Below are 25,537 nucleotides of genomic sequence, written 5' to 3' on the forward strand. Positions count from 1 at the left end.
GCTCGTGAAGTCGGCGTGACGGTGAAGGATTCGGTTGCGGCGGGTGCTGTCGTCGCTGCGGGTGCCGGCGGCTGCGAGGTTGAAGGCTCGGGCTCGGGCTCGGGCTCGGGCTTCAAGGATAGCCTGTCAGCGCCATCGCCTGAAGGCATAGCATCTGAAGGCGCAGCATCCGCCCGGGCAGGCTCGACTGACGGGGATGCCGTGGTCTCACTAGCATCAGTCAGACCACGGCTGGCGGCTTTTTTGCCGTGGGCTGCTGGCTCGCCTCGCTTGCCTCGCTCGGCTCCGGGGCCGGAAGCGCGATCAGCGCGTCCGGCGGCACGGCCTGTGGCACGTGCCCCGACATGAACAGTCGCTTGACCGGTCCGAAGCTCTTGCGATGCAGGGTGAGGATGCCATGTTCCTCGATGGCGGCCTGATGCTCACGGGTCGGGTAGCCCTTGTGACGCGCGAAGCCATAGGCGGGGAAGTGTGAATCCAGCGCCGCCATCTGGGCGTCACGATGCACCTTGGCCAGAATCGAGGCTGCGCCGATGGCAGCGTGGCGCAGATCACCCTTCACCACCGCCATGCCGGGAACCTCGTGTCCCGGCAGGCGGTTGCCATCCACCAGCAGGTATTCCGGACGCACGCCCAATGCATCGATGGCGCGCCGCATGGCCAGGTGCGTGGCCTGATAGATGTTCAGCTCATCGATCTCGTCACTGGTGGCCTCGGCGATCGCCCACGCCCAGGCACGGGCCCGAATCTGCTCGTAGAGGGCCAGACGCTTCTTCTCGCTGAGCTTCTTGGAGTCGGTGATGCCCTCGATGGGGTCATTCGGGTCCAGAATCACCGCTGCCGCCACCACCGGGCCGACCAGCGGCCCACGCCCGACCTCGTCGATACCGGCCAGCAACTGCCCCTGATAGGGAATCACCAGCGGCGGAAAATCATCGGCGGGTTTACGCTTGCGCGCAGAAGGCGTGGTGGCGTGGCTGTCGGCAGAGTCGGTCATGATATCTCAAGGCGTAAGACAACAGGCAGAGCGCCAATGCGATCTGCCTGTCGAGGTGATTCAATCAAGGGTAGCGCAATGTCTGGCGGCGACACGCGGGATCAGCGTCCGGCCAGTTCACCGATGGCGATGGCGGCCGCGGCGCTGGCATCACAGGTCAGTTCACGATGCATGGCGGTGAAACGCTCACGCAGTTCTCGTTGGCGGGCGACGTCACCGGCGGCACGCGACAGCAATGGCGCAAGGCTTTCCTCGATGGACTCCGGCGTGGCGGCGTCCTGGATCAGCTCCGGCACCAGCGTCTCGCGGGCGATCAGATTGGGCAGGGAAATCCACTCGGTCTTGACCATATGCCGCGCGATGCGATGCGTCATCGGCGCCATGCGATAGGCCACCACCATCGGGCGGTGACAGAGCAGGCATTCGAGTGCCGCCGTGCCGGAAGCCAGCAGCACGGCATCGGCGGCGGTCATCGCTTCACGCGATTGGCCATCCACCAGATGGATGCGACTGCGATCCAGCCCTTCACGCTCCGCCATCAGGGACTCGAGCTCGGTGCGCCGCAGCGGCGTGGCCGCCGGGATCACCACCTCAAGGCCGGGGTAACGCTGACAGAGGCGCTCGATGGCGGCCAGGAAGGTCTCGCCGAGAAAGCGGATCTCGTTGGCGCGGGAGCCCGGCAATACCGCCAGCAGCTGCACTTCCGGGTCGATCCCCAACTGCCCACGGGCAGCAGCGCGATCATCCTCGAGCGGCAACTCATCGGCCAGCGGATGGCCGACGAAGGTCACCGGCACCTGATGCTCACGATAGAAGGCGGCCTCGAAGGGCAGGAAGGTCAGCATGCGATCGACGGCGCGGCGAATGGTCTTCACGCGCCCCTGACGCCAGGCCCACACGGAGGGGCTGACGTAGTGCGCGGTGGTGATGCCCTGCTTGCGCAGGCGCAGCTCGAGCCCCAGATTGAAGTCCGGGGCATCGATGCCGATCATCACGTCGGGTTGCCACTCAAGGGCGTCGCGCAACAGATGGCGACGCACCTTGATCAGCGCCGGCAGATGCTTGAGCACCTCGACCAGCCCCATCACCGACAGGGTTTCCAGCGGATAGAGGCTGTCGAAGCCCTCGGCCTGCATGCGCGGACCGCCGATGCCACGAAACTCGACATCGGGATAGCGCGCCTTGAGCGCGCGCATCAGGCTGGCACCGAGGATGTCACCGGAGAGTTCCCCGGCTACCAGGTAGATGCGCATGCTCAGCGAGTCAGTCCGCGAGTGGACGCCTTGAGCGAGGCGATGAAGACATCGCGCTCGGCCAGCGGCGGCTCGGCTTCCAGCTGCTCGAGGGCCTGGGCCAGCGTCAGCCCCTGACGGAAGACCGTCTTGTAGGCCGTGTTCAGCGCGGAGATGGTCTCGCGGCTGAAGCCACGACGCTTGAGGCCAACGCTGTTGAGGCCATGCGCTTCCGCCGGATGGCCATTGACCATCACGAAGGCCGCGATGTCCTTGGTGATGATGGAGCCACCACCCGCCATGGCATGTTCGCCGATATGGCAGAACTGATGCACCGCCGACAGGCCGCCCAGAATGACGTGGTTGCCGAGATGGACATGGCCACCCAGCGTCGCCTGATTGGCCATGATGCAGTCGTCACCGATGATGCAGTCATGGCCGACATGCGAGTAGGCCATGAACAGGTTGCGACTGCCGATACGCGTGAGGCTGGCATCCTGGACGGTGCCGCGATGCAGGGTCACGCCCTCGCGGATGACGTTGTCATCCCCGATTTCCAGGCGCGTCGGCTCACCGGCGTACTTCTTGTCCTGACAGTCCTCGCCCACTGACGCGAACTGGAAGATACGGTTGCGCTCACCGATGACGGTGGTGCCCTTGATGACGACATGCGGCCCCACCACCGTGCCAGCGCCGATCTCGACATCAGCCCCGATCACGCAGAACGGGCCGACCTCGACATCATCGGCCAGGCGGGCGCCGGGATCGACAATGGCAGTAGGATGTATCAAGCGACCTTCCTCTCGGCACAGATGATTTCGGCCTCGCAGACCAGATCGCCGTCGACCTTGGCCTGACAGGCGAATTTCCAGATGCCACGCTTCTCGCGCAGCACGCGGGCGCTGATCTCGAGCTGGTCACCCGGCATCACCGGGCGCTTGAAGCGCACATTGTCGCTTCCGACGAGATAATAGATGTAGCCATCGGCGGGACGTTTGTCGACGGTCTTGAAGCCGAGAATACCCGCCGCCTGAGCCATGGCTTCCACGATCAGAACGCCCGGCATGATCGGGTGCTCCGGGAAGTGACCATTGAAGAACGGCTCATTGATGCTGACGTTCTTGCGCGCGACGATGAACTCGCCAAGGGTCAGGTCCATGACACGATCGATCAGCAGGAAAGGATAGCGGTGCGGGAGATACTCACGGATCTCGTTGACGTCCATAACCATTGGCTTGCAACCTCTGAAATAACGAAATGCCTGCCGCTCGCGGGCAGGCATGTAATGACGGTCCGGACCGCCGTTCGGGCAATGGCGCGCATTATAGCGTCCTTGCGCGTGGCTGGCAGCCGCTCATTGCCCGACAGTGCGCCAAGCAGGTGCGAGACTCTGCTCTGGACAGGTACTACCCGGGCTTGCAGTACTACTTGTCCTTCAAACTCTTCTCGACCTGATTCAAGCGTCGCGCCAACTGATCCAACTGCTTGAAACGTACGGCATTTCTGCGCCACAGGCCGTTATCCATCGCACCAGTGCCGGAGGAATAGACGCCCGGCTTGGTGATGGAGTTGGTCACCAGACTCATGCCGGTCACCTGCACGCCATCGGCGATCTCCAGGTGCCCCGCCAGCCCCACGCCACCGCCCATCAGACAGTAGCGACCGACCTTGGTGGAGCCGGCGATGCCGACACAGCCCGCCAGCGCCGAGTGGTCACCGATCTGCACGTTGTGCGCGATCTGGACCTGGGAGTCGATCTTGACGTCATTGCCGATGATGGTGTCACCGAGCGCACCACGATCGATGCTGGTGCAGCTGCCGACTTCGACATCATCGCCGATCAGCACGCCACCGAGCTGGGCGATCTTGTGCCAGCCCTTGCCATCGTGGGCAAAGCCGAAGCCATCGGCACCGATCACGCAGCTGCTGTGGAGTACCGCGCGCGCCCCGATCACCACGCCATGATAGAGCGTGACATTGGGGTGCAGCAGACAGCCCTCGCCCAACACGCTGTCAGCCCCGATCACGCAACCCGCGTGAATGCGCGTGTTGTCGCCGATGCTGACGCCCGGACCGATCACGACCTGCGGGCCGACCTCGACATTGGCCCCCAGGGTTGCGGTCTCGTCGATGACGGCACTGGCGTGCACGCTCGCCTGAGGCTCGACCGCCAGCGGATCGAACAGACGCGACAGCTCAGCGTAGGCCAGATACGGATTGTCCAGCACGAGGGCATTGCCCTTGCACTCTTCAAGATGGCTTTCATGCAGCAGCACGGCAGTCGCGGCGGTTTCCCCGAGATACTTGAGGTAGGCGCGATTGGCGAGGAAGGCGATATCGCCGGGCTCAGCATCGACCAGCGTCGACAGGCCGGTGACCCGGACAGCCGGGTCACCGACGAGACGAGCGCCCAGCCGCTGAGCCAGATCCTCGAGAGTGTAAGAGAATTGTCGCTTTTTCATTCTGTCTCTGGGCGCTGAGCGCCTCTGGCTCGCATTCGCGTTGGCATGCTCGGATGCAACACATCCCGCACGCTTGCGCGCGCGGGATGTACTCAGTTGAGCGAGTTGAACACCTGAGTCACTTCATTGGTCAGGTCCATACCGTCCTTGCTGTAGACCGTCGCATTGCGGTCGACCAGCAGCTCGATGCCATGCTTGTCGACGACCTGCTGGATGGCCTTGTCGAGCTTCGGCTTGGACTGCTTGAGGAAGGCCTGCTCCGCCTGTTGCTGCTGCTGCTGGACCTGGCCACGCAGCTGCTGGAACTGGCCGCCCTTCTGGCGCAGCTGCTGCTGCACGGACTGACGCTCGGAATCGGACATCACGGCGCCGTCCTTCTGCAGCTTGGCCTGCAGGGATTCCAGTTCCTTGGCGAGTGCCTTGGCCTGGTCCTGCTTGCCGGCCAGCTGATTCTTGAGCTGGTTCATGGAAATCTTGGCCGAGTCGGAACTCAACAGCGCCTGGCGCCAGTCGAGGACCGCGACTTCGGTGGCCTGTGCCAGCATCGGAGTCGCCATGGCGGCAAGGCCACCAGCCAGACACAGGGCGCGGGTCAATTTACGCATCACACAAACTCCTTGTAGGCCTGTTGTTCAGTCACTGATGACTCAGCGACCGACGGTGCGAGGACCGGCGACGGAACAGGGACAGCGCCGCCGGTGGTCGTGACGAAGGCCGCACCGGCTCAAGCGGGTACGGCCTCGTACGGCCTTAGAAGGTCTGGCCCAGCGAGAACTGGAAGATTTCGGTGTCATCGTCGTCATCGTCACCGATCGGCTGGGCGACACTGAAGGTCAGCGGGCCTACCGGCGTGATCCACGACAGGCCGATACCGGCACTGTAATTCAGCTCGCCCAGGTCGACACCGCTCTCACAGCTGCTGGTGTCACTGGAGCTCACGTCGTAGCACGACGTCAGATAGGTGTTACCGGCATCGACGAAGAACGACGGCTGCACCGAGCGCTTGTCCTTGATGAAGGGCATCGGGAAGATCAGGTCCACCCCACCTTCGATCAGGATGTTGCCGCCGATGGTATCGTCGTCACCATCGTTCTGCTCAGTGGTGGACTGCCCCAGGGTATTGGAGCTGTAGCCACGCACGCTGCCCAGACCACCGGCATAGAAGTTCTTGAAGAACGGATAGGTATCGCCGGAGAACGAGTTGGCATAGCCCAGCTCGGTACGGAACTTGAGTGACCAGTCCTGACTCAGCTCGAAGTACTTGGATCCCTTGTAGCGGAGCTTGTAGTAATCCGCATCGGAGCCCGGCACCGCCACTTCCAGCGACAGCAGCTGAGAGCTGCCCGCCGTGGGCAGGATGCCACGATTGAGGTTGTTGCGAGACCAGCTGGCCGTCAGCTTGTAGAGATTGAAGTCTTCGCCTTCATCCTCGATGAACTGCGTGACCTCCGCCGGGCTGTCGTCGAAGTCCTTGACGCGCACGAACTCGTAACCGCCGCCGAAGTTCAGACGTGACAGCTCGTTGATCGGGTAACCGAAGTTGATCCCGCCACCGAAGCTGTCGGTCGCGTAGCTGGCGACGTCGTCATCATCGTCGTAATCCACCTTGCGGTAGAACATGTTGTAGCCGCGCGAGATGCCATCCAGCGTCCAGTACGGGTCGGTATAGCCGAAGCTGACGTTGGTGTAGTCATCCGACTTCTGGGCGTTGATGTTGACTTCGTTACCGGTGCCCAGGAAGTTCTTCTGCGACAGGCCCACCCCGTAGATGACACCGTCACCCTGGGAGAAACCGACCGACGCCGAGATCGAGCCTGACGGCTGCTCCTCGACGTTGTAGTTGACGTCCAGCTGGTCCGGCTCGCCGGCGACAGGACGCGTGTCGACATCGACCTGCTTGAAGAAGCCGAGACGCTCAAGCTTCTGCTTGGACTGCTTGATCTTGTCGGTGGAGGCCGGTGCACCTTCCAGCTGGGTCATCTCACGACGCAGCACTTCGTCTGCAGTGGTGGTGTTGCCCTTGAAGTTGATGCGACGCACGTAGGCGCGCTTGCCGGGGTCGACCGCGAAGGTCAGATCGACGGTGTCGCTCTCTTCGTTGACCTCCGGCACCGCGTTGACCTTGGCGAAGGCGAAGCCGTCGGCACCCAGTGCCTGGCGCAGCGCCTCGCTGGAAGCGGTCACATCACGCTGGGAATAGAGGGCATCCGGGGCGAGCTTGACCAGATCGCGGGCGCGCTCTTCCTTCATCTTCAGGTCACCGGCAAAGCCGATATTGCCGATCTTGTACGGCTTGCCTTCATCGACGTTGATGGTGACGAAGATCTCGGACTTGTCCGGCGAGATGGACACCTGGGTCGAGCGCACCTGGAAGTTGACGTAACCGCGATCGAGATACCAGGACTTGAGGGTCTCGATATCGCCGGTCAGCTTCTCGCGCGAGTATTCATCATCGGAGAACCAGCCGAAGAACCAGCTCGGCTTGTCTTCCAGCTCCAGCTGTTCGCGCAGGGTCTCGTCATCGAAGGCATCGTTGCCGACGATGTTGATCTGATGAATCTTGGCGATCGCGCCTTCCTTGACGTCGATGTTGACCTGTACGCGGTTGCGCTCGAGTTCCTCGACAGAGGTCTCGATACGCGCGCTGTAGCGGCCCTGAGCCTGGTAGACACGCTCGAGCTCACGCTGCATCTCTTCCAGCGTGGAGCGCTGCAGAACCTGACCCTCGGCCAGCCCTGCTTCCTTGAGGCCCTTGCGCAGGTCTTCATCGGGAATCTGCGAGTTGCCGTCAATCTCGATCTTGGAGATCGTCGGACGCTCGACCACATCGATGATCAGGACATCGCCATCACGCTTGAGGCGGATGTCGTCGAACAGGCCCGTGTCGAACAGCTGACGCGCAGCCGACGACAGGTCCTCTTCTTCCACATTCTGATCCGCGGAGACGGGGAAGGCGTTGAAGACGGTGCCCGCAGACACGCGCTGGAGGCCCTCTACCCGGATGTCCGAAATTTTAAAAGATGCGGCCAAGGCGCCCTGACTGGCCCCGAGCAGCGCAGCTGCCAATCCAATGGTCTTGAGTTTCATGCAGTCGCTTCGCTTCTCTGGATTCCGCCCGCTTGGGTGAACAGGCACCTTATACACAACCCCCTGCAACTGACAAGACAGCTACGAGTGAGGATCGGCAATCGGGGCCGAAGTCGTGTGGGCATGATGACGGGAGTTGATCGCATTGACCAGCCCGTGCAATGAATTGACCCCCATGGGCATCGACAGTTCAGATTCGGTTCATCCTGCGGGAGCCATCACGTGCTGATGGCTCCCCGAATCCGTCACCAAAGACGCATGAGATCGAAGTAGATGGCCATCAGCATGAGGGAACCGACCAGCGCCATGCCGATCTTCAGCCCCGCATTCTGGACCTCTTGCGAAAGTGGTTTGCCGCGCACGGCTTCCACCAGATAGAACAGCAGGTGCCCGCCATCCAGCACCGGAATCGGCAGCAGGTTGAGGACACCCAGGCTGATGGAGAGATAGGCCATGAAGCCGAGGAAGGCCTCGAGGCCGGAGCGCGCCGTGTCGCCGGCGATACGCGCGATGGTGATCGGACCAGACAGGTTGGACGGTGCGATCAGACCAACCAGCATCTTGCGGATCGAATCCAGCGTCAGCACCGTCATCTCGCCGGTCTTGCCGACGGCCTGTCCGACGGCCGCCAGCGGTCCGAAGCTGAGCTCGCGCTGATACTGCTCGGGCCAGCTGACGTTCTCGACACCGGCGCCGACCTGCCCCACCACACGCCCGTCATCGAGCGAATTGCTGGCGGGTGTCAGTGACAGCGTCTCTTCCTTGCCATCACGCGCCACCAGCACCGACAGCGTCTCACCCGGCGCACCGCGCACGCGCTCGACGAAATCGATCCAGTCGACCACCAGGGTGCCATCGATGCTGACGATGCGGTCACCGGCCTGCAGGCCTGCCGCCTGAGCGGCGCCACCGTCCAGCACACGCCCCAGCACCGCCGGCAGCTGAGGACGCCAGGCCGTGATGCCCAGCGTCACCAGCGGACGCGGCGGATCCTGATCGACCAGGAAGCGTGTCACGTCGAGGGACTGCTCGTGCGTGGCGCTGGCACCCTCGGCACGCGTGGTGAGCGTCAGGCTGTCATCGCCAATCGCACCGATCAAGCGCAGGTTGACCTCATCCCACGAGGGAGTGGCCTGACCATTGATGGCGACGATCTCGGTCTTCGGCGCAAGGCCGGCGCGGCCAGCCGGCGAGTCCGGCGCCACGGCACCGACCATCGGCACCACCGTGGTGGTACCGGCGACGAACAGCGCCCAGTAGGCGACGATGGCCAGCAGGAAGTTGGCCAGCGGGCCCGCCGAGACGACGGCGATACGCTTCCACACCGACTTGGTATTGAAGGCCAGATGACGCTCGGTCGGATCGACCGGCCCCTCGCGCTCATCCAGCATCTTGACGTAGCCACCCAGCGGGATGGCGGCGATCCCGTACTCGGTGCCGTGGCGATCGGTCCACGACCAGAAGGGTTTGCCGAAGCCGATGGAGAAGCGCAGCACCTTGATGCCGCAACGACGCGCGACCCAGAAATGACCGTACTCATGGATGGTGATCAACACCCCCAACACGACGATCACGGCAAGAATATTCTGGATCACACCCATCACGCGCTCCTGGAGATTGGTGCCCGAGATGGGCAGCCTGCCTTGCCACGCTCACGAAGAAAGTGACAAGACAGTGCAAGATAGGATTTCAGGGCCCGGCGAGGGCCAACTCGGCGGCAGCCAGCTCACGCGCCGCCGCGTCTTCGGCGAGAATCACCTCGAGGCCATCCACCGCCAGTGGCGGACGCGCCTGCATGACGGCCTGCACCACTGCCGGGATTCGATCGAAGGCCAGGCGACCCTCGAGGAAGGCGGCCACGGCCACCTCGTTGGCGGCATTCATCACCGCAGGCCAGGTGCCGCCTGCCGCGATGGCCTCGCGCGCCAGCCGCAGACACGGGAAGCGCGTCTCGTCGGCGGCACGGAAATCGAGACGCGCGACCTGAAACAGGTCCAGCGGCTCGACGCCGGCATCGATACGCTCCGGCCACGCCAGCGCATAGGCGATCGGCGTACGCATGTCCGGATTGCCCATCTGGGCCAGCACCGAGCCATCACTGTAGGCCGCCATCGAGTGAATCACGCTCTGGGGATGCACGACCACCTGAATGTCGTCCGGCCCGCAGGCGAACAGCCAGCAGGCCTCAATCAGCTCCAGGCCCTTGTTCATCAGGGTGGCGCTATCGACGGAAATCTTGCGCCCCATCGACCAGTTGGGATGCGCGCAGGCCTCGTCCGGCGTCACCGTCGCCAGCCGCTCGGCAGGCCATTCGGCATCATCGCGGAACGGGCCGCCGGAGGCGGTCAGCAATAGCTTCTCGACGCCGATCGGCGCCAGGCCATCACGATGCTGGCCCGGCAGGCACTGGAAGATGGCGTTGTGCTCGGAATCGATCGGCAGCAGGGTCGCCCCGTGCTGCTTCACCGCATCCATGAACAGCTGCCCGGCACACACCAGCGCTTCCTTGTTGGCCAGCAGCACGCGCTTGCCAGCCCGCACCGCCGCCAGTGTCGGCAACAGGCCAGCCGCACCGACGATGGCGGCCATCACGCTATCGACTTCAGGCGCCTCGCTGATGTCGACCAGTGCCTGCTCACCATGGCGCACCTCGATGGGCGTGCCCTGATAGCTCTCGACGCCCTTGAGCGCCTCACTGAGCCACGCAGCCGCCTCGCACGAGGCGATCACCGCCACCTGCGGGCGATGCGTCAGGCACAGCTCCAGCAGCGCCTCGTGACGCGTGGCAGCGCTGAGCGCATGCACCCGATAACGCTCGGGATGGCGCGCGATCACATCCAGGGTGCTGGACCCGATGGAGCCGGTCGCACCGAGAATGGTGATGCGCTGCAGCGCAGGCGCCTCATGAGGAATCTCGTGGTTCACGTTCACATTCGTGCTCACGCACCACCTCCCAGCACCCACGGCAACAGCAGGGCAAACAGCGGCACCGCCGCGGTCAGGCTGTCGATGCGGTCCATCACGCCACCATGACCGGGCAGCAGATGGCTTGAGTCCTTCACCTGACGCTGGCGCTTGAACATGCTCTCGAGCAGGTCACCCAGCACCGAGACGGCCGTCACGCCCAGCGTGACCAGCAGCAGCGGCAGCCAGTCGGCCAGCCCCGCCAGCGCATAGCCGGTCGCCAGCAGGCCGGTGGCCACCAGACCACCGTAGACGCCCTCCCAGGACTTGCCCGGGCTGACGCGCGGCGCCAGCTTGCGCTTGCCGAAGCGCTTGCCGGAGAAGTAGGCACCGATATCCGCCGCCCACACCATCAGCAGCACATACAGCAGCCACTCACCGCCACTGGCCTTGAGCTGCACGAAGCCGAACCAGGTCGGCAGCAGTGCCAGCACGCCGACGCCCAGCCGCACGCCGGTCGCCTGCCATTCCTGACTGGCGGCCGGATAGCGCATTACCCAGCGCAGATTGACCAGCCATGCCAGTGCCGCCAGATACAGCGGCCAACGCGCAAGAGCGCCATCGAACTGCCAGACCAGCAGCATCAGCACGCTGAGCACCAGCGGGAACAGCAGACGCGCCATGCCGGCACGCACGCCAGACAGGTTGGACCACTCCCAGGCGGCCAGCGCGACGACAGCCCCGGTGAAGGTGGCGAAGGCGGCACCGTCGAGGCCGAACAGCCCCCACAGCGCCAGCGGCGCGAGAATGAGCGCGGTGATGATTCGTTGTCTGAGCACTAGAGCCCCTCGGCGTCGAGTTGTTCGCTGGTCATGCCATAACGACGCTGACGCAGGGCGTAGGCGCTGAGCGCTTCATCGAAGGCCGCCGCATCGAAATCAGGCCACAGTACGGGCGAGAAATAGAACTCGGCATAGGCCAGCTGCCAGATCAGGAAGTTGGAGATGCGCTGCTCACCGCTGGTGCGGATACACAGATCCACCTCCGGCAGTTCGCTCAGGCACACTTCCGCCCCGAGACGTGACTCGTCGATGTCCGCTGCCTTGAGCTCGCCGCGCTCGACCTGCTCCGCCAGACGGCGGGCGGCCTCGGCGATATCCCAACGGCCGCCATAATTGGCGCAGATCACCACGTGCATGCCGCGATTGCCGCGCGTCATGTCTTCGGCGCTCTGGATATGCTTTTGAATCGAATTGGAAAAACGGCTGCGCTCGCCGATGACCGAGAGTCGGATATCGTGGCGATGAAGCTTCTTGACCTCGCGCTTGAGCGCCAGCAGAAACAGCTCCATCAGCGCACTGACTTCATTGGCCGGGCGCTTCCAGTTCTCACTGGAGAAGGCAAACAGGGTCAGCACTTCCACGCCCTGCTCGGCAGCGCGACGGATGGTACTGCGGACGGTTTCGGCACCGGCGCGATGGCCGCGTATGCCAGCCCAGCCGCGGGACTTCGCCCAGCGGTTGTTGCCGTCCATGATGATCGCCACATGGCGTGGCGTGGAGGGGGAATTCGGTGACGTCATGGGGTCTCGCTACGAGCACCGGATGCCGCCGGCAAACGCCGGCGGCAGACCCGATCAGACCTGCATCAGGTCGGTTTCCTTGTGCTCCAGAGCACTGTCGACTTCCGCCACATACTTGTCGGTCAGCTTCTGGATCTCGTCTTCTCCGCGACGTGCATCGTCTTCGGAGATGTCCTTGTCCTTGAGAAGGCTCTTGATGTCGCCATTGGCGTCACGACGCACATTGCGGAGCGCCACGCGGGCGTTTTCCGCTTCTGCACGCGCCTGCTTGGTGTAACCGCGACGCGTCTCTTCCGTCAGCATCGGCATCGGGACGCGAATCACGTCACCGGCGGTGGACGGGTTGAGACCCAGGTCAGAAGTCATGATGGCCTTCTCGACCTTCGGCACCATGGGCTTTTCCCACGGCACGACAGTCAGGGTGCGCGCATCTTCGGTGGTGATGTTGGCCACCTGATTCAGCGGTACCTGGCTACCATAGTAATCGACCGTCACGGCATCCAGGATGCTGGGATGCGCACGCCCCGTACGGATCTTGCCGAAGGCGGCACCGAGGGACTCGATGGTCTTCTTCATGCGTGATTCGGCGTCTTTCTTGATGTCGTTGATCACAGTCTTACCCTCTATCAATCAGCGTGCCTTCCTTGCCACCCACCACCAGGTTGAGCAGCGCGCCTGCCTTGTTCATGTTGAACACCCGCACCGGCATGTCATGGTCACGTACCAGGCAGATGGCGGTCAAATCCATCACGCCAAGCTTCTGGTCCAGCGCATCATCGTAGCTGAGGCTGTCGTACTTCACGGCATCCGGGAACTTGACCGGGTCCTTGTCGTAGACACCATCCACCTTGGTTGCCTTGATGACGGCATCCGCGTCGATCTCGATACCGCGCAGACAGGCAGCGGAATCGGTAGTGAAGAACGGGTTGCCGGTACCGGCGGAGAAGATGACCACATCGCCAGACGTCAGATAACGGATGGCGGTACGGCGATCATAATGTTCTACCACGCCACTCATCGGGATGGCAGACATCACGCGTGAACGGATGTTGGAGCGTTCCAGCGCATCACGCAGCGCCAGACCATTCATCACGGTCGCCAGCATGCCCATATGGTCACCGGTCACACGCTCCATGCCGACTTCCTGCAGGGCTGCGCCACGGAACAGGTTGCCGCCACCGATGACGATGCCGACCTGGACGCCGATGCCCACCAGCTGACCGATTTCCAGCGCCATGCGATCCAGCACCTTGGGGTCGATGCCGAAATCGCCATCGCCCATCAGGGCCTCACCGGAAAGCTTGAGCAGTATGCGCTTGTACTTGGCATTGCGTTCAGCGGAAATGGTGGCCATGCGAATCTCTCCTGATACTGACATACGGGGAACGGGGCGGCCCGAAGGCGGGGGCCAGATACACGATGGCGTGCGACTATGCGCACGCCATCATGAGAAGCGAAAACAGTCAGCCCTTACGCGCGGCTGGCCTGCTCGCGGACTTCAGCTGCGAAGTCGACTTCTTCCTTCTCGATACCTTCACCGACTTCCATGCGTACGAAGGATACCACTTCACCACCGGCTGCCTTGACGAACTCGGCGACGGTCTGGTTCGGATCCTTGACGAACGGCTGTTCGGTCAGGCTGTTCTCAGCCAGGTACTTCTTCAGACGACCCTGGGACATCTTCTCGGCGATTTCCGCCGGCTTGCCTGCCATGTCCGGCTGAGCAAGGATGATGGCCTTTTCAGCGTCCATCTGTTCCTGCGGCATGTCGGACGGACGTGCACAGACCGGGTTGACGGCTGCGACGTGCATGGAGACGTCCTTGGCTGCTTCACCAGTACCGCCGTTCAGCAGGGTCAGCGCAGCGATGCGGCCGCCGTGGACGTAGCCACCGACGACGCCGCCAGCCGGCGCTTCGACCAGCTCGGCACGACGAACGGAGATGTTCTCACCGATCTTCTGAACCAGCTGACCACGGGTGTCTTCCAGCTCGCCTTCCATCAGGGAAGCGATGTCGGTGTTCTTGGTAGCGAACACACGATCGGCGATCAGCTGGGTGAAGGCCTTGAAATTGTCATCACGAGCGACGAAGTCGGTCTCGGAGTTGATTTCGACCATCACGCCGTAGCTGGCGTCGTCGGCGACCTTGATGACGATGGCGCCTTCAGCGGCCACGCGGCCAGCTTTCTTGGCGGCCTTCAGGCCGGAGTTCTTGCGCAGGTTCTCGATCGCCAGCTCGATGTCGCCACCGGCTTCGGTAAGAGCCTTCTTGCATTCCATCATGCCGAGCGCAGTACGCTCACGCAGTTCCTTGACCATAGATGCGCTGATAGCTGCCATGGGATGAAACCTCTGTCGTGTCGACGTCTTTGAATACGGGAATTCGGTCACGACCGCTGAACGGTCGCAAATAAGGGGGCCGTGGCCCCCTCATTGCCTGACCTGACTGCCACCTGGCTAGGCCATGCCGCACTTAGTGTAGCGCAGCGTTTGTGACAGTCAGATCAAGCCGCCAGGATCACTCTGCTGCGTCTTCTTCAGAAGCAGTTTCGACGAACTCACCGGCCAGCTCTTCTTCCTTGTTCTTGCCACAGGCGCCTGCAATTGCCTGGACATAGATCTGGATGGCGCGGATGGAGTCATCGTTACCCGGGATGACGTAGTCCACGCCGTCCGGGTTGGAGTTGGTATCGACGACGCCGATGACCGGGATGCCCAGCTTGTTGGCTTCGTTGATCGCGATGCGCTCGTGGTCAACGTCGATCACGAACATTGCGTCCGGCAGGCCGCCCATGTCCTTGATACCGCCGATGGAGCGCTCGAGCTTGTCCTGCTCACGAGTGGCCATCAGGACTTCTTTCTTGGTCAGCTTCGCGAAGGTACCGTCTTCATGCATCTGCTCGATTTCACGCAGGCGCTTGATGGACTGACGGATGGTCTTGAAGTTGGTCAGCATGCCGCCCAACCAGCGATGGTTGACGTACGGCTGGCCAGCCTTGCGAGCTTCTTCCTTGATGATCTTGCCGGCAGCGCGCTTGGTGCCCACGAACATGATCTTGTTGCCATTGGCAGCCATCTTCTCGACCACTGACACGGCTTCGTTCAGCGCCGGCAGGGTGTGCTCGAGGTTGATGATGTGGATCTTGTTGCGAGCGCCGAAGATGAACTTGGACATCTTCGGGTTCCAGTACTTGGTCTGGTGACCGAAGTGTGCGCCTGCCTTGAGCAGATCGCGCATGTTGACTTGCGCCATGTGAATATCTCCTGGATATCGGGTTGGGCCTCCACGTCCCCCATGGATCCGACCGCTTGCGCGGCACCCGGGACCATGTGACGGAACGTGTGTGGATTGGGGTTATGTACGTCAGTCCTTCAATCTCGCCTCGGCCAGGCGCCCGGAGGTGGCCGATCGAGGAGAATTTGCAGGAAAGCGCGCGGCTTTATACCATAGCTCGACCACGATATGAAGTCGCCACTGCCCGACGCGGCATGCGATGCGTCGCGCCATTCCCCCGTCACGCGCGGCCTGGCGGCGTTTCATCCCTCTTATCTCCTGCCTCGAGTCCTCATGAACATTCCCATCAAGACAGCTGAAGAAATCGACAAGATGCGCGTCGCCGGCCGTCTGGCGGCTGAAGTGCTGGAGCTGCTCGACGAGCATGTCCGTCCCGGCGTCACCACGGGCGAGCTCAACCGCATCGCGCACCACCACATCACCGAAGTTCAGGGCTGCATTCCGGCGCCGCTCAACTACCACGGCTTCCCGAAATCGATCTGCACCTCGATCAATCACGTGGTCTGTCACGGCATCCCCGATGACAACAAGAAGCTCAAGAAAGGCGACATCCTCAACATCGACATCACCGTGATCAAGGACGGCTATCACGGCGACACCTCGAAGATGTACATCGTCGGCGAGCCGAGCATCCAGGCCGAGCGTCTGTGCCGCGTCACCCAGGAATGCCTCTATAAAGGCATCGAGCTGGTACGCCCGGGCGTACGCCTGTCAGAAATCGGTCGCGCGATCCAGAAGCATGCCGAAGCGGCGGGCTACAGTGTCGTGCGTGACTTCTGCGGCCACGGTATCGGCGCCGGCTTCCATGAAGACCCGCAGGTGCTGCACTATGACGGCTACGAAGCCCGTGCCGACGCCGAGCTTCTGGAAGGCATGTGCCTGACCATCGAGCCGATGGTCAATGTCGGTGGCTACAAAGTGAAGGTCCTCAAGGACGACTGGACAGCTGTCACCAAGGACAAGAGCCTCTCGGCCCAGTGGGAGCACACCCTGCTGGTCACCGCCACCGGCGTCGAGGTACTGACACGTCGCACGGAAGAGGACCTCTCCTTCCTCGAGGGTTGATCAAGATGCTCCTGCACCACTATCACTTCGTCGAGCGTGAAGCGCTCTACGATGCCGTCACCTTCGACGGCGAGCTGGCCACGACGAAGACACCCATCCCGTTTTTCAAGCGGGCTCTGGCACAGGTACAGGAGCGTCTCGAGGCTCGCTTCAAGGCGGGCGCCGACATCCGCGACCTCATCCATGGTCGTGCCCGCGCCATCGACCGCCTGCTGGCCATCGCCTGGCAGCGCCAGACCTGGCCGGATGACGGCATCGCCCTGCTCGCCGTGGGCGGCTACGGCCGCGGCGAGCTGCACCCGCATTCCGACATCGACCTGCTGCTGTTGCTGGAGCAGGACGACGACACGCCCTATCGTGAGGCGCTGTCCGACTTCATCACCTTCCTGTGGGACATCGGTCTCGAGATCGGCCAGTCCGTGCGCTCGCTGAGTGACTGCGAGCGTGAGGCACGCGCCGATGTCACCGTGATCACCAACCTGCTGGAATCCCGTGTCATCGCCGGCCCGCAGCGGCTGCGCGAGGCCATGCGCGAACGTCTGGCCACCGACCGTCTGTGGCCGGCCGAAGCCTTCTTCGAGGCCAAGTGGCAGGAGCAGATCGCTCGCCACCACAAGTTCGCCAACACCGAATATCACCTCGAACCCAACATCAAGTCGTCGCCCGGCGGCCTGCGCGATATCCAGATGATCGGCTGGGTCGCCAAGCGTCACTTCGGGGTCGAGCGCTACGACAACCTGGTCGCGCTGGGTTTCATGAATGATGCCGAACTGCGCATTCTCAGCCAGGGCCAGGCCTTCCTGTGGCAGGTGCGCTTCGCGCTGCATATGCTGGCCGGACGCGCCGAGGACCGGCTGCTGTTCGACCACCAGCGCACCATCGCCGAGCTGTTCGGCTTCCGCGACACGCCCGAGCATCTGGCGGTCGAGCAGTTCATGAAGCGCTACTACCGCCACGTCACCGCCCTGGCGGGCCTCAACGACATGCTGCTGCAGCACTTCGACGAGGCCATCCTGCGTCATGACGAGCCGGTCAACATCGTGCCGCTCAATCCACGCTTCGAGATCCGCAGCGGCTACATCAGCCTGCGCGAGGAAGGCGTGTTCCGCCGCCGCCCCGCCGCGCTGCTGGAGCTGTTCCTGCTGATGGCGCAGCACCCGGAGATCGAGGGTGTGCGCGCCGACACCATCCGCGCGCTGCGTGATCATCGCCACCAGATCGACGACGCCTTCCGCGACGACGTGCGCCACCAGAGCCTGTTCATGGAGCTGATGCGCTGTGGCGGCAACGTGCCCCGCGTACTCAAGCGCATGGCGCGCTACGGCATCCTCGGCAAGTACCTGCCGGCCTTCGGGCGCGCCGTGGGGCTGATGCAGCACGACCTCTTCCACGTCTACACCGTCGATGCGCATACCCTGCGCCTGCTCAAGGTCGCCCAGGAATTCCGCGCCCCCGATGCCGAGGAGGAATTCCCGGTCGCCGCGACCCTGATCCGCGAGCTGCCCAAGCTGGAGCTGCTGTGGATCGCCGGGCTCTATCACGACATCGGCAAGGGCCGTGGCGGCGACCACTCCGAGATCGGTGCCGAGGAAGTCGAGGACTTCGCGCGCCGTCATGACCTCAGCCCGCGCGACACCCGCACCCTGAGCTGGCTGGTGCGCCACCACCTGCTGATGTCGATGACCGCGCAGAAGCAGGACATCGCCGACCCCGAGATCATCACGCGCTTCGCCGAGATCGTCGGCGACGAGACGCACCTCGATTATCTCTACGTGCTGACGGTGGCCGACATCAACGCCACCAACCCGTCGCTGTGGAACGGCTGGCGTGCGGCATTGCTGCGCCAGCTGCACATGGAGACGCGCCGGGCGCTGCGCCGTGGCCTCGAGCATCCGCCGGAGCGCCACGAGTGGATCACCGAGACCCGTGAGGAAGCGCTGTCCCTGCTGGCCGGCATGGGCACCACCCGCACTGACGCCGAGGCGCTGTGGGCCAGCCTCGGCGACGACTACTTCGTGCGCTATGCGCCCAGCGAGGTGGCCTGGCACACCCAGGGCATCCTCGCGCGCCAGGCGGCACCGCAGCTCGACGAGCATGGCGAGCCGCTGCCGCTGGTACTGACCAGCGCGCCCACCGAGGAGATGACCGAAGGCGGCACCAAGGTCTTCATCCACACTCGCTCGGTGGACAACCTGTTCGCGGCCACCGCCGCGGCGCTGGAGCAGCTGGGGCTCTCGATCCACGATGCACGCATCGCCACCTCCAGTCACAACTGGACGCTCAACACCTTCATCCTGCTCGACGATGACGGTGAGCCGATCCGCGACGCCGCGCGCCTGGCCGATATCCGCACCCATCTGGTCGAAGAGCTGGATGACCCGGATGACTACTCGGTGATCGTCAATCGCCACACGCCGCGCCAGCTCAAGCATTTCCGCATCGCGCCGCGCATCACGCTGAGTCAGGACTACACCAACGGCCGCAGCGTGCTGGAAGTGATCGCCTCGGACCGCCCGGGCCTGCTGGCGCGCATCGGCCGCGTGTTCATGGAGCACGAGATCGCCATCGATGCCGCCAAGATCGCCACCCTCGGCGAGCGCGTCGAGGATATCTTCTTCATCACCGACCGCGCCGGCGAGCCCATCACCGACCCCGAGCGCCAGACACGTCTGCGTGACGCCCTCACCGAAGTCCTCGAGGTCGGCGAGCGCGGCTGAGACGCGCGACGGCACGTGACGAGAGTACAGAGGGAAAGCGCCGGCCGGCACCCCGCGATTGAGGGGACCGGCCGGCTTCCCTATAATCGCGAGTCGACCTGCATGGCAGTCCGGTGACTCGCGGACGCCTTCCTCCCTGCTCGGCCGGCAGCCTGGCTGCCACGGCCATCACCCATGGAACGTGCATGAACCCGGATCTCGACCAGCTCAAGCCCTACCCGTTTGAAACCCTGGCCAAGCTGCGCGAGGGCGTCGTGCCCAATCCCGCCCTGGACCCGATTGCACTGACCATCGGCGAGCCGCGTCACGCGCCGCCCGAGTTCGTGCTCGACACCCTGCGCGAGCACATCATGGGCGTGGCCAAGTACCCCGCCACCGGCGGTCTGGGGGAATTGCGCCAGGCGATCGCCGACTGGCTCGCGAAGCGCTTCTCGCTCAACGCCACGCCGGATATCGACCAGCAGGTCCTGCCGGTCACCGGCACCCGCGAGGCACTGTTCGCCTTCATCCAGGCCTCGCTGGACAGCACGCGTCCGGCGCGCGTACTGGTGCCGAACCCCTTCTATCAGATCTACGAAGGCGCGACGCTGCTGGCCGGCGGTGAGGTCACCTACCTGCCCTGCCCCGCCGAGAATGGCTTCCGCCCCGACTACGCGGCGGTGCCGGCCGAGGTGTGGCGTGATACCCAGATCGTCTTCATCTGCTCGCCGGGGAATCCCACCGGCGCCGTGACACCGCTGGAGGACTTCCAGCAGCTGATTCGCCTCGCCGACGAGCACGACTTCCTGATCGCCTCCGATGAGTGCTACTCGGAGCTCTATCTCGACGAGTCCACGCCGCCGCCGGGACTGCTGCAGGCCTGTGCCGCCATGGGCCGCGATGACTACGCGCGCTGTGTGGTCTTCCACTCGCTGTCCAAGCGCTCCAACCTGCCGGGCCTGCGCTCCGGCTTCGTGGCCGGCGATGGCGAGGTGATCCGTCGCTTCCGTCACTACCGCACCTATCACGGCTGCGCGATGCCGCTGCATCACCAGCACGCCTCCATCGCCGCCTGGAATGATGAAGCCCACGTGCTGGCCAATCGCGATGCCTACCGCGAGAAGTTTGCCGCCGTAACCGAAATCCTCGCACCGGTGATGGACTTCCCGACCCCGGAAGCCAGCTTCTACCTGTATCCCGCCGTGCCCGGCGGTGACGACGCCGCCTTCACCCGCGAACTGCTGCGCGAAGAGGCGGTCGGCGTGCTGCCGGCAAGCTACATGGCGCGCGAGGTGGACGGCGTGAATCCGGGTGCCGGACGCATTCGTCTGGCGCTGGTGGCCGAACTGGAACAGACCGTCGAAGCCGCCCAGCGCCTGCGTCGCTTCGTTGAACGCCTGCGCTGAGCGCCAGGCCTGCACGGGCTGACAGCAGCCCAACACTGGATGACAGCCTCGCCCGGCGGGGCGGATTGGCTCAAGGAGACCGCCATGCACGTGCTCTACGGCATCAAGACCTGTGATACCTGCCGCAAGGCGCGCCGCGCCCTCGACGACCGTGGCGTGCCCTATCGCTGGCATGACCTGCGTGAGGATGGCCTCTCCGCCAGCCTGCTGGAATCCTGGCTGGAGCAGACCGCCTGGAGCAGCCTGCTCAACAAGCGCAGCACCAGCTGGCGCAACCTGAGCGATGAACAGCGTGACAGCCTCGATGCCAATTCGGCACGCGCATTGATGCTGGAGCACCCGACCCTGATCAAGCGTCCCATTCTCGAGCGTCATCCCACCGACAATGAGATGGATCTGGTGATCGGCTATGACAAGGCGGTCTACGAACCGCAGGACTGAGTTACCCCTTACACCACTGGACACCCCGGAGATTGACACGATGTTGAGCCTTGCCCTCGGAATCGGCACCCAGAACACCACCGGCGACTGGCTGGAAGTCTACTATCCTGCCCCGCTGTTCAAGCCGACCGCTGCCGTTGCTGACGCCGCTCGCAAGGCACTGGACGCACCGGCTGGCACCACCGCCACCAGCTTCCTGCCGGAACACTGCGCCGCCCTGGCCAGCGCCCTGCGCGACGCCGGTGACAGCGCCCAGGCCGAACTGGCCGAGAGCCTGGCCGCCAGCCAGCGCCCGCTGGTCGCCATGTTCATCGAGGAAGACGACGCCCCGCAGAGCGTGCCGGAGGTCTACCTCAAGCTGCACCTGCTGTCTCACCGCATGGTGCGTCCGCACGGCATCGACCTGACCGGCATGTTCGGTCTGCTCAAGAATGTCGCCTGGACCAGCGAAGGCGCCATCGACATCGAGGAGCTGCCGGCGCGTCGCCTCAAGGCCCGCCTGGAAGGTCGCACCCTGTCCGTGGACTGCGTCGACAAGTTCCCGAAGATGACCGACTACGTGGTGCCGACCGGCATTCGTATCGCCGACACCGCGCGTGTGCGCCTGGGCGCCTACCTGGGCGAAGGCACCACCGTGATGCACGAAGGCTTCTGCAACTTCAATGCCGGTACCGAAGGCCCGGGCATGATCGAAGGCCGCATCTCTGCGGGCGTCTTCGTCGGCAAGGGCTCTGATCTGGGCGGCGGTTGCTCCACCATGGGCACCCTGTCCGGTGGCGGCAACATCGTCATCAAGGTCGGCGAAGGCTGCCTGATCGGCGCCAATGCCGGTATCGGCATCCCGCTGGGCGATCGCTGCACCGTGGAAGCTGGCCTCTACATCACCGCCGGCACCAAGGTCATGGTCTTCGACAACGAAGGCCAGGAAGTCGAGACGGTCGCGGCCCGTGAGCTGGCGAGCCAGGACGACCTGCTGCTGCGTCGCAACTCCGTCACCGGCCGTGTCGAGTGCCGCACCAACAAGAGCGCCATCGCGCTCAACGATGCCCTGCACGCCCACAACTGAGGCGTGTGACGACGGCCTGTCAGGGGCTGCACCTCTGGCAGGCCGTCGTGGCATTTCCCGGCTCGGGCAGCAGTGCCCGAGCCGGCGTGAAGACACTTCGTCTCTCCCCCGAATTTCGCGCTGTCGCTCCTCGCGATGACGCCTGCAGCGATGGCCCATGATGACTGATTCAAACGCACCGCTTCCGCCACGCCCCGCCGATCTGTCTCCGACGCTGGAGCTGGCCTTCGATCTCATCTCACGCCCCTCGGTCACGCCGGACGACCTGGACTGCCAGACCCTGATGATCGAACGCCTCGAGGCGCTGGGCTTCACCATCACGCGGCTGCCCTTCGGCGATGTCGACAACTTCTGGGCGGTGCGCGGCCATCATGGTCCGGTGCTGGCCTTCGCCGGTCACACCGATGTCGTGCCGACGGGCCCGGAAGCCAACTGGCAGTATCCGCCGTTCTCGCCGTGCATCGATGATGCCGGCTTCCTGTGTGGCCGTGGCGCCGCCGACATGAAGGGTTCGCTGGCCGCGATGCTGACCGCCACCGAGCGCTTCGTGACCGCCAACCCCGACCACGAAGGCCGCATCGCCTTCTTGATCACCTCCGACGAGGAAGGCCCGGCGGTTCACGGCACCCGTGCGGTGGTCGAGTATCTGCGCGAGCATCACGAGCGCCTCGACTACTGCATCGTCGGCGAGCCGTCCTCCACCGACTACGCCGGTGACGTGATCAAGAATGGCCGTCGCGGCTCGCTGGGTGCGGTCATGCACGTCAAGGGCATCCAGGGCCATGTGGCCTACCCGCATCTGGCGCGCAACCCGATCCACGATGCCGCCCCGGCGCTGGCCGCCCTGGCTGCCGAGCATTGGGACAACGGCAACGACTTCTTCCCGGCGACCAGCTTCCAGATCTCCAACATCCGTGGCGGTACCGGCGCGACCAACGTCATCCCCGGCGAGCTGGAAGTGGTCTTCAACTTCCGCTATTCCACCGAGCTGACCGCCGATGACCTCAAGCGTCGCACCTATGAGATCCTCGAGAAGCACGGTCTGGACGTCGAGATCGAGTGGAACCTGAGCGGCGAGCCCTTCCTGACGCCGGAGGGCGCGCTGGTCGATGCCGCCGTGCACGGCGTGGAACGCGCGCTGGGACGCAAGCCGGTGCTGTCCACCTCAGGCGGCACCTCCGATGGTCGCTTCATCGCCAAGCTCGGCACTCAGGTCGTCGAGCTGGGGCCGGTCAACGCGACCATCCACAAGATCGATGAACGCGTCATGGCCAGCGATCTGGACCGACTATCCAGCGCCTACGAGCACATCCTGGAATACCTGTTTGTCCCCGCGACCCAAGAGGCCACGGCATGAGCGACACCCCGCACAATGACGCCGATGAGCAGTACCCGGACATCGAGATCTACCTCAAGCCCTTGAGCCTGGAAGCACTGGGCGCCTGGCTGGGCGAGCAGTTCGGTCAGGTCGCCGTCTTCCAGCCGGCCGGCAAGCTGCAACACCGTACGCGCCTCACGCGTGATGGCGCCGAGATCGCGGTACTGGTGGTCGAGAAGGTCGCCGATGGCTTCGCCAGCCTGTGGTTCGACAGCGCCAGTACCCCCTGGGCGCGCGATGTCGACTGCGCACGCGCCGCCGCCAGGGCCCTGCAGGTCGAGACGCGCTGCTCGCTGGGCAGCTGGCAGCCCGGTGATGAGCCGGACCGCTTCTTCCGCGTCATGGCCGACGGCAGCGAAGAGGCCTTCACCTGGCCGGACAAGGGCTGAGTGACCCGCCTCTTCTGGTGACAAGTCCATGAAACGACAACGCCCCGCAGGCTAGCCTGCGGGGCGTTGTCGTCTTTCACTGAGCGAGTCAGCGATCAGGTGATGACCGTCACGTCATCCGCCTGCAGGCCACGCTCATTGCTGATGACGTGGTAACGCACTTTCTGTCCTTCGGCCAAGGTACGATGGCCCTTGCCACGAATGGCACGGAAGTGAACGAAGACATCTTCACCACTTTCACGGGTCACGAAACCGTAGCCCTTGTTGACGTTGAACCACTTGACCTCGCCGATCTCACGATCGTCGTCCTCGACTTCAGCCAGTACCGCTGAGCGCGGAGACAGCACCGGAATGGCAAGCGTCGCGATCAACAGCAGGATGAACACGGCCGCGACGGCAGCCGCGTACGCCAGCTCGAAGCCCTCGACGCTAAGCGCCTGGCTCAGGGTGTCGGCCAGCTGGCCGCCGGTCAGGGTGATGAAGACAGCAATCAGCAACGGTGCCGGCAGTGCCAGCAGCAGGCTGATGATGAAACAACGGAAGAACGTCTTGGAACTCATCAAGATAAACTCTCTAGGTAATGGGTGGAGGTGTAACGCGAGGGCAGAAATGAGTGCTTCGGATGATCCCTATCAGAATGTTCTGCCCTTGATCGCAATGGACAGCGCCTGACCGCACGACAGGGTTACAGCAGCTATCGTCAGTCGGGAAACTGCCTGAATGCAGCGCCTCACGGCGGTGCCCGCCACCATCACTGATACACGCGAAGATGCCTGTGCATCGCTCTGGTGACGTCGTGGCTCGTGATGCAGGTAACTCCACATCAGTCGATGGAACCGGCCCTGTCAATGACGCGCGAAGCGCAGGCAATCGAAGGCCGTCAATGGGTGCGATATACGAAAAATAAGTCAATCGCACTGTCAACAGTCTATCACGCCTCTTCCTGATGCGTCTGAGGCAACTCAGTGACAATCCTTCAACACTTTGCGGTAATTCGACAACGATCCAGGCAACGACCGCAGCAACGATTCGGCGTGCCATCGCTCAGAAATCGTGGCATGAGTCGTCATCCAACGGCGGCTGCCTGACCCTCCTCCCCCACTGCCCACGCGGACCATTCCCTCACCCTCTGGAGCCCGGATGCATGACAACCTCGACTGATCCCAGCCTGGAAGCCCGACTGGAAGCACTGGAATCGCGCCTCGCGCATCAGGATGACTGGCTCGAGACCCTCGATCGCACCGTCATCACCCAGCAGCGCCAGATAGAGACACTCGAGCGCCTCACCGCGCTGATGGCCAGCCAGCTACGCACCCTGCGCGAACAACAAGGCGATGCAGACTCGACAGCACCTTTCAGTGCGCAGCCACACGACGAGCTGCCGCCCCATTACTGAGCTGTCAGCAGCACTCAGCTCTCCCGGCGCAGACCTGGCAGGGCCTTGAACGCAGACCGGCCCCGCAGCGAGGCTGCGGGGCCGGTCGGGCAGTGCTGAATCAGACTTTCTCGAATCAGGCAGTGCCGAATCAGACACTCT

Annotated in this window: 23 protein-coding genes and 1 pseudogene; 8 read left to right on the plus strand and 16 right to left on the minus strand. The window is 63.7% G+C overall.

Annotation, left to right across the window (positions count from 1 at the left end):
- Positions 1-352 precede the first annotated feature (352 nt).
- The 15 genes and pseudogenes from rnhB to rpsB all read right to left on the minus strand — a co-directional run.
- Positions 353-997: pseudogene (gene rnhB, locus U0O11_RS15710) on the minus strand (ribonuclease HII); the annotation flags it as partial.
- A gap of 101 nt (positions 998-1,098) precedes the next feature.
- Positions 1,099-2,250 carry a lipid-A-disaccharide synthase gene (lpxB, locus tag U0O11_RS15715; RefSeq protein WP_107335918.1) on the minus strand — a complete coding sequence of 384 codons (1,152 nt, stop codon included), beginning with the start codon at positions 2,248-2,250 and terminating at the stop codon, positions 1,099-1,101.
- Positions 2,251-2,252: 2 nt separating this feature from the next.
- Positions 2,253-3,020, minus strand: coding sequence for an acyl-ACP--UDP-N-acetylglucosamine O-acyltransferase (gene lpxA, locus U0O11_RS15720; RefSeq protein ID WP_043333008.1), 768 nt, complete (start codon positions 3,018-3,020; stop codon positions 2,253-2,255).
- On the minus strand, positions 3,017-3,460 hold the full coding sequence (gene fabZ, locus U0O11_RS15725; RefSeq protein WP_043333010.1) for a 3-hydroxyacyl-ACP dehydratase FabZ: 444 nt from the start codon (positions 3,458-3,460) through the stop codon (positions 3,017-3,019). The genes lpxA and fabZ overlap by 4 nt, the downstream gene beginning before the upstream one ends.
- Positions 3,461-3,653: 193 nt before the next feature.
- Positions 3,654-4,691 (minus strand): UDP-3-O-(3-hydroxymyristoyl)glucosamine N-acyltransferase, encoded by a 1,038-nt coding sequence (gene lpxD / locus U0O11_RS15730; protein WP_043333012.1) that lies wholly within the window; start codon positions 4,689-4,691, stop codon positions 3,654-3,656.
- 92 nt (positions 4,692-4,783) lie between these two features.
- Positions 4,784-5,296, minus strand: a complete 513-nt coding sequence (locus U0O11_RS15735) for an OmpH family outer membrane protein (protein WP_279835881.1) — start codon at positions 5,294-5,296, stop codon at positions 4,784-4,786.
- A gap of 145 nt (positions 5,297-5,441) precedes the next feature.
- The gene (gene bamA / locus U0O11_RS15740) at positions 5,442-7,778 is read right to left on the minus strand and encodes an outer membrane protein assembly factor BamA (RefSeq protein ID WP_192839168.1); all 2,337 of its coding nucleotides are present in this window, start codon (positions 7,776-7,778) and stop codon (positions 5,442-5,444) included.
- Positions 7,779-8,023: 245 nt separating this feature from the next.
- On the minus strand, positions 8,024-9,379 hold the full coding sequence (gene rseP / locus U0O11_RS15745) for a sigma E protease regulator RseP (protein WP_279835879.1): 1,356 nt from the start codon (positions 9,377-9,379) through the stop codon (positions 8,024-8,026).
- 88 nt (positions 9,380-9,467) lie between these two features.
- A complete protein-coding gene (ispC, locus tag U0O11_RS15750) occupies positions 9,468-10,721 on the minus strand; it encodes a 1-deoxy-D-xylulose-5-phosphate reductoisomerase (protein ID WP_324690684.1) in 1,254 nt (417 codons plus the stop codon).
- The gene (locus U0O11_RS15755; protein WP_279835877.1) at positions 10,718-11,521 is read right to left on the minus strand and encodes a phosphatidate cytidylyltransferase; all 804 of its coding nucleotides are present in this window, start codon (positions 11,519-11,521) and stop codon (positions 10,718-10,720) included. The genes ispC and U0O11_RS15755 overlap by 4 nt, the downstream gene beginning before the upstream one ends.
- Positions 11,521-12,264, minus strand: a complete 744-nt coding sequence (gene uppS, locus U0O11_RS15760) for a polyprenyl diphosphate synthase (RefSeq protein WP_043333020.1) — start codon at positions 12,262-12,264, stop codon at positions 11,521-11,523. The genes U0O11_RS15755 and uppS overlap by 1 nt, the downstream gene beginning before the upstream one ends.
- A gap of 54 nt (positions 12,265-12,318) precedes the next feature.
- Positions 12,319-12,876: a ribosome recycling factor gene (frr, locus tag U0O11_RS15765; protein ID WP_043333023.1), complete on the minus strand. Its 558-nt coding sequence runs from the start codon at positions 12,874-12,876 to the stop codon at positions 12,319-12,321.
- Between the two features lie 4 nt (positions 12,877-12,880).
- Positions 12,881-13,618, minus strand: a complete 738-nt coding sequence (gene pyrH, locus U0O11_RS15770; RefSeq protein WP_225347344.1) for a UMP kinase — start codon at positions 13,616-13,618, stop codon at positions 12,881-12,883.
- Positions 13,619-13,734: 116 nt separating this feature from the next.
- Positions 13,735-14,604 carry a translation elongation factor Ts gene (gene tsf / locus U0O11_RS15775; protein WP_043333025.1) on the minus strand — a complete coding sequence of 290 codons (870 nt, stop codon included), beginning with the start codon at positions 14,602-14,604 and terminating at the stop codon, positions 13,735-13,737.
- 178 nt (positions 14,605-14,782) lie between these two features.
- The gene (gene rpsB / locus U0O11_RS15780; protein ID WP_043333027.1) at positions 14,783-15,517 is read right to left on the minus strand and encodes a 30S ribosomal protein S2; all 735 of its coding nucleotides are present in this window, start codon (positions 15,515-15,517) and stop codon (positions 14,783-14,785) included.
- A 315-nt stretch (positions 15,518-15,832) separates the two neighbouring features.
- On the opposite strand from rpsB, the gene map reads away from it, so the two are divergent.
- From map to U0O11_RS15815, 7 genes are all read left to right on the plus strand, one after another.
- The gene (gene map / locus U0O11_RS15785; RefSeq protein WP_043333030.1) at positions 15,833-16,624 is read left to right on the plus strand and encodes a type I methionyl aminopeptidase; all 792 of its coding nucleotides are present in this window, start codon (positions 15,833-15,835) and stop codon (positions 16,622-16,624) included.
- 5 nt (positions 16,625-16,629) lie between these two features.
- A complete protein-coding gene (locus U0O11_RS15790) occupies positions 16,630-19,341 on the plus strand; it encodes a [protein-PII] uridylyltransferase (RefSeq protein ID WP_279835875.1) in 2,712 nt (903 codons plus the stop codon).
- Positions 19,342-19,526: 185 nt separating this feature from the next.
- Positions 19,527-20,726, plus strand: a complete 1,200-nt coding sequence (gene dapC, locus U0O11_RS15795) for a succinyldiaminopimelate transaminase (protein WP_279835874.1) — start codon at positions 19,527-19,529, stop codon at positions 20,724-20,726.
- An 84-nt stretch (positions 20,727-20,810) separates the two neighbouring features.
- Entirely contained in the window at positions 20,811-21,167 is a 357-nt protein-coding gene (locus U0O11_RS15800) for an ArsC family reductase (protein WP_279835872.1), read from the plus strand.
- Positions 21,168-21,207: 40 nt separating this feature from the next.
- Positions 21,208-22,233: a 2,3,4,5-tetrahydropyridine-2,6-dicarboxylate N-succinyltransferase gene (gene dapD / locus U0O11_RS15805; protein WP_279835870.1), complete on the plus strand. Its 1,026-nt coding sequence runs from the start codon at positions 21,208-21,210 to the stop codon at positions 22,231-22,233.
- A 157-nt stretch (positions 22,234-22,390) separates the two neighbouring features.
- Positions 22,391-23,590 (plus strand): succinyl-diaminopimelate desuccinylase, encoded by a 1,200-nt coding sequence (dapE, locus tag U0O11_RS15810; RefSeq protein ID WP_279835868.1) that lies wholly within the window; start codon positions 22,391-22,393, stop codon positions 23,588-23,590.
- Positions 23,587-24,000: a hypothetical protein gene (locus U0O11_RS15815; RefSeq protein ID WP_279835866.1), complete on the plus strand. Its 414-nt coding sequence runs from the start codon at positions 23,587-23,589 to the stop codon at positions 23,998-24,000. The genes dapE and U0O11_RS15815 overlap by 4 nt, the downstream gene beginning before the upstream one ends.
- A 95-nt stretch (positions 24,001-24,095) precedes the next feature.
- Here U0O11_RS15815 and U0O11_RS15820 read toward each other — a convergent pair whose 3' ends face one another.
- The gene (locus U0O11_RS15820; protein ID WP_043333039.1) at positions 24,096-24,560 is read right to left on the minus strand and encodes a cold-shock protein; all 465 of its coding nucleotides are present in this window, start codon (positions 24,558-24,560) and stop codon (positions 24,096-24,098) included.
- 584 nt (positions 24,561-25,144) lie between these two features.
- Between U0O11_RS15820 and U0O11_RS15825 the strand changes: the two genes are divergently transcribed.
- Positions 25,145-25,396: a SlyX family protein gene (locus U0O11_RS15825; protein ID WP_279835865.1), complete on the plus strand. Its 252-nt coding sequence runs from the start codon at positions 25,145-25,147 to the stop codon at positions 25,394-25,396.
- Positions 25,397-25,537 lie beyond the last annotated feature (141 nt).

Source organism: Cobetia sp. D5 (assembly GCF_035666195.1).
Classification (GTDB): Bacteria; Pseudomonadota; Gammaproteobacteria; order Pseudomonadales; family Halomonadaceae; genus Cobetia; species Cobetia amphilecti.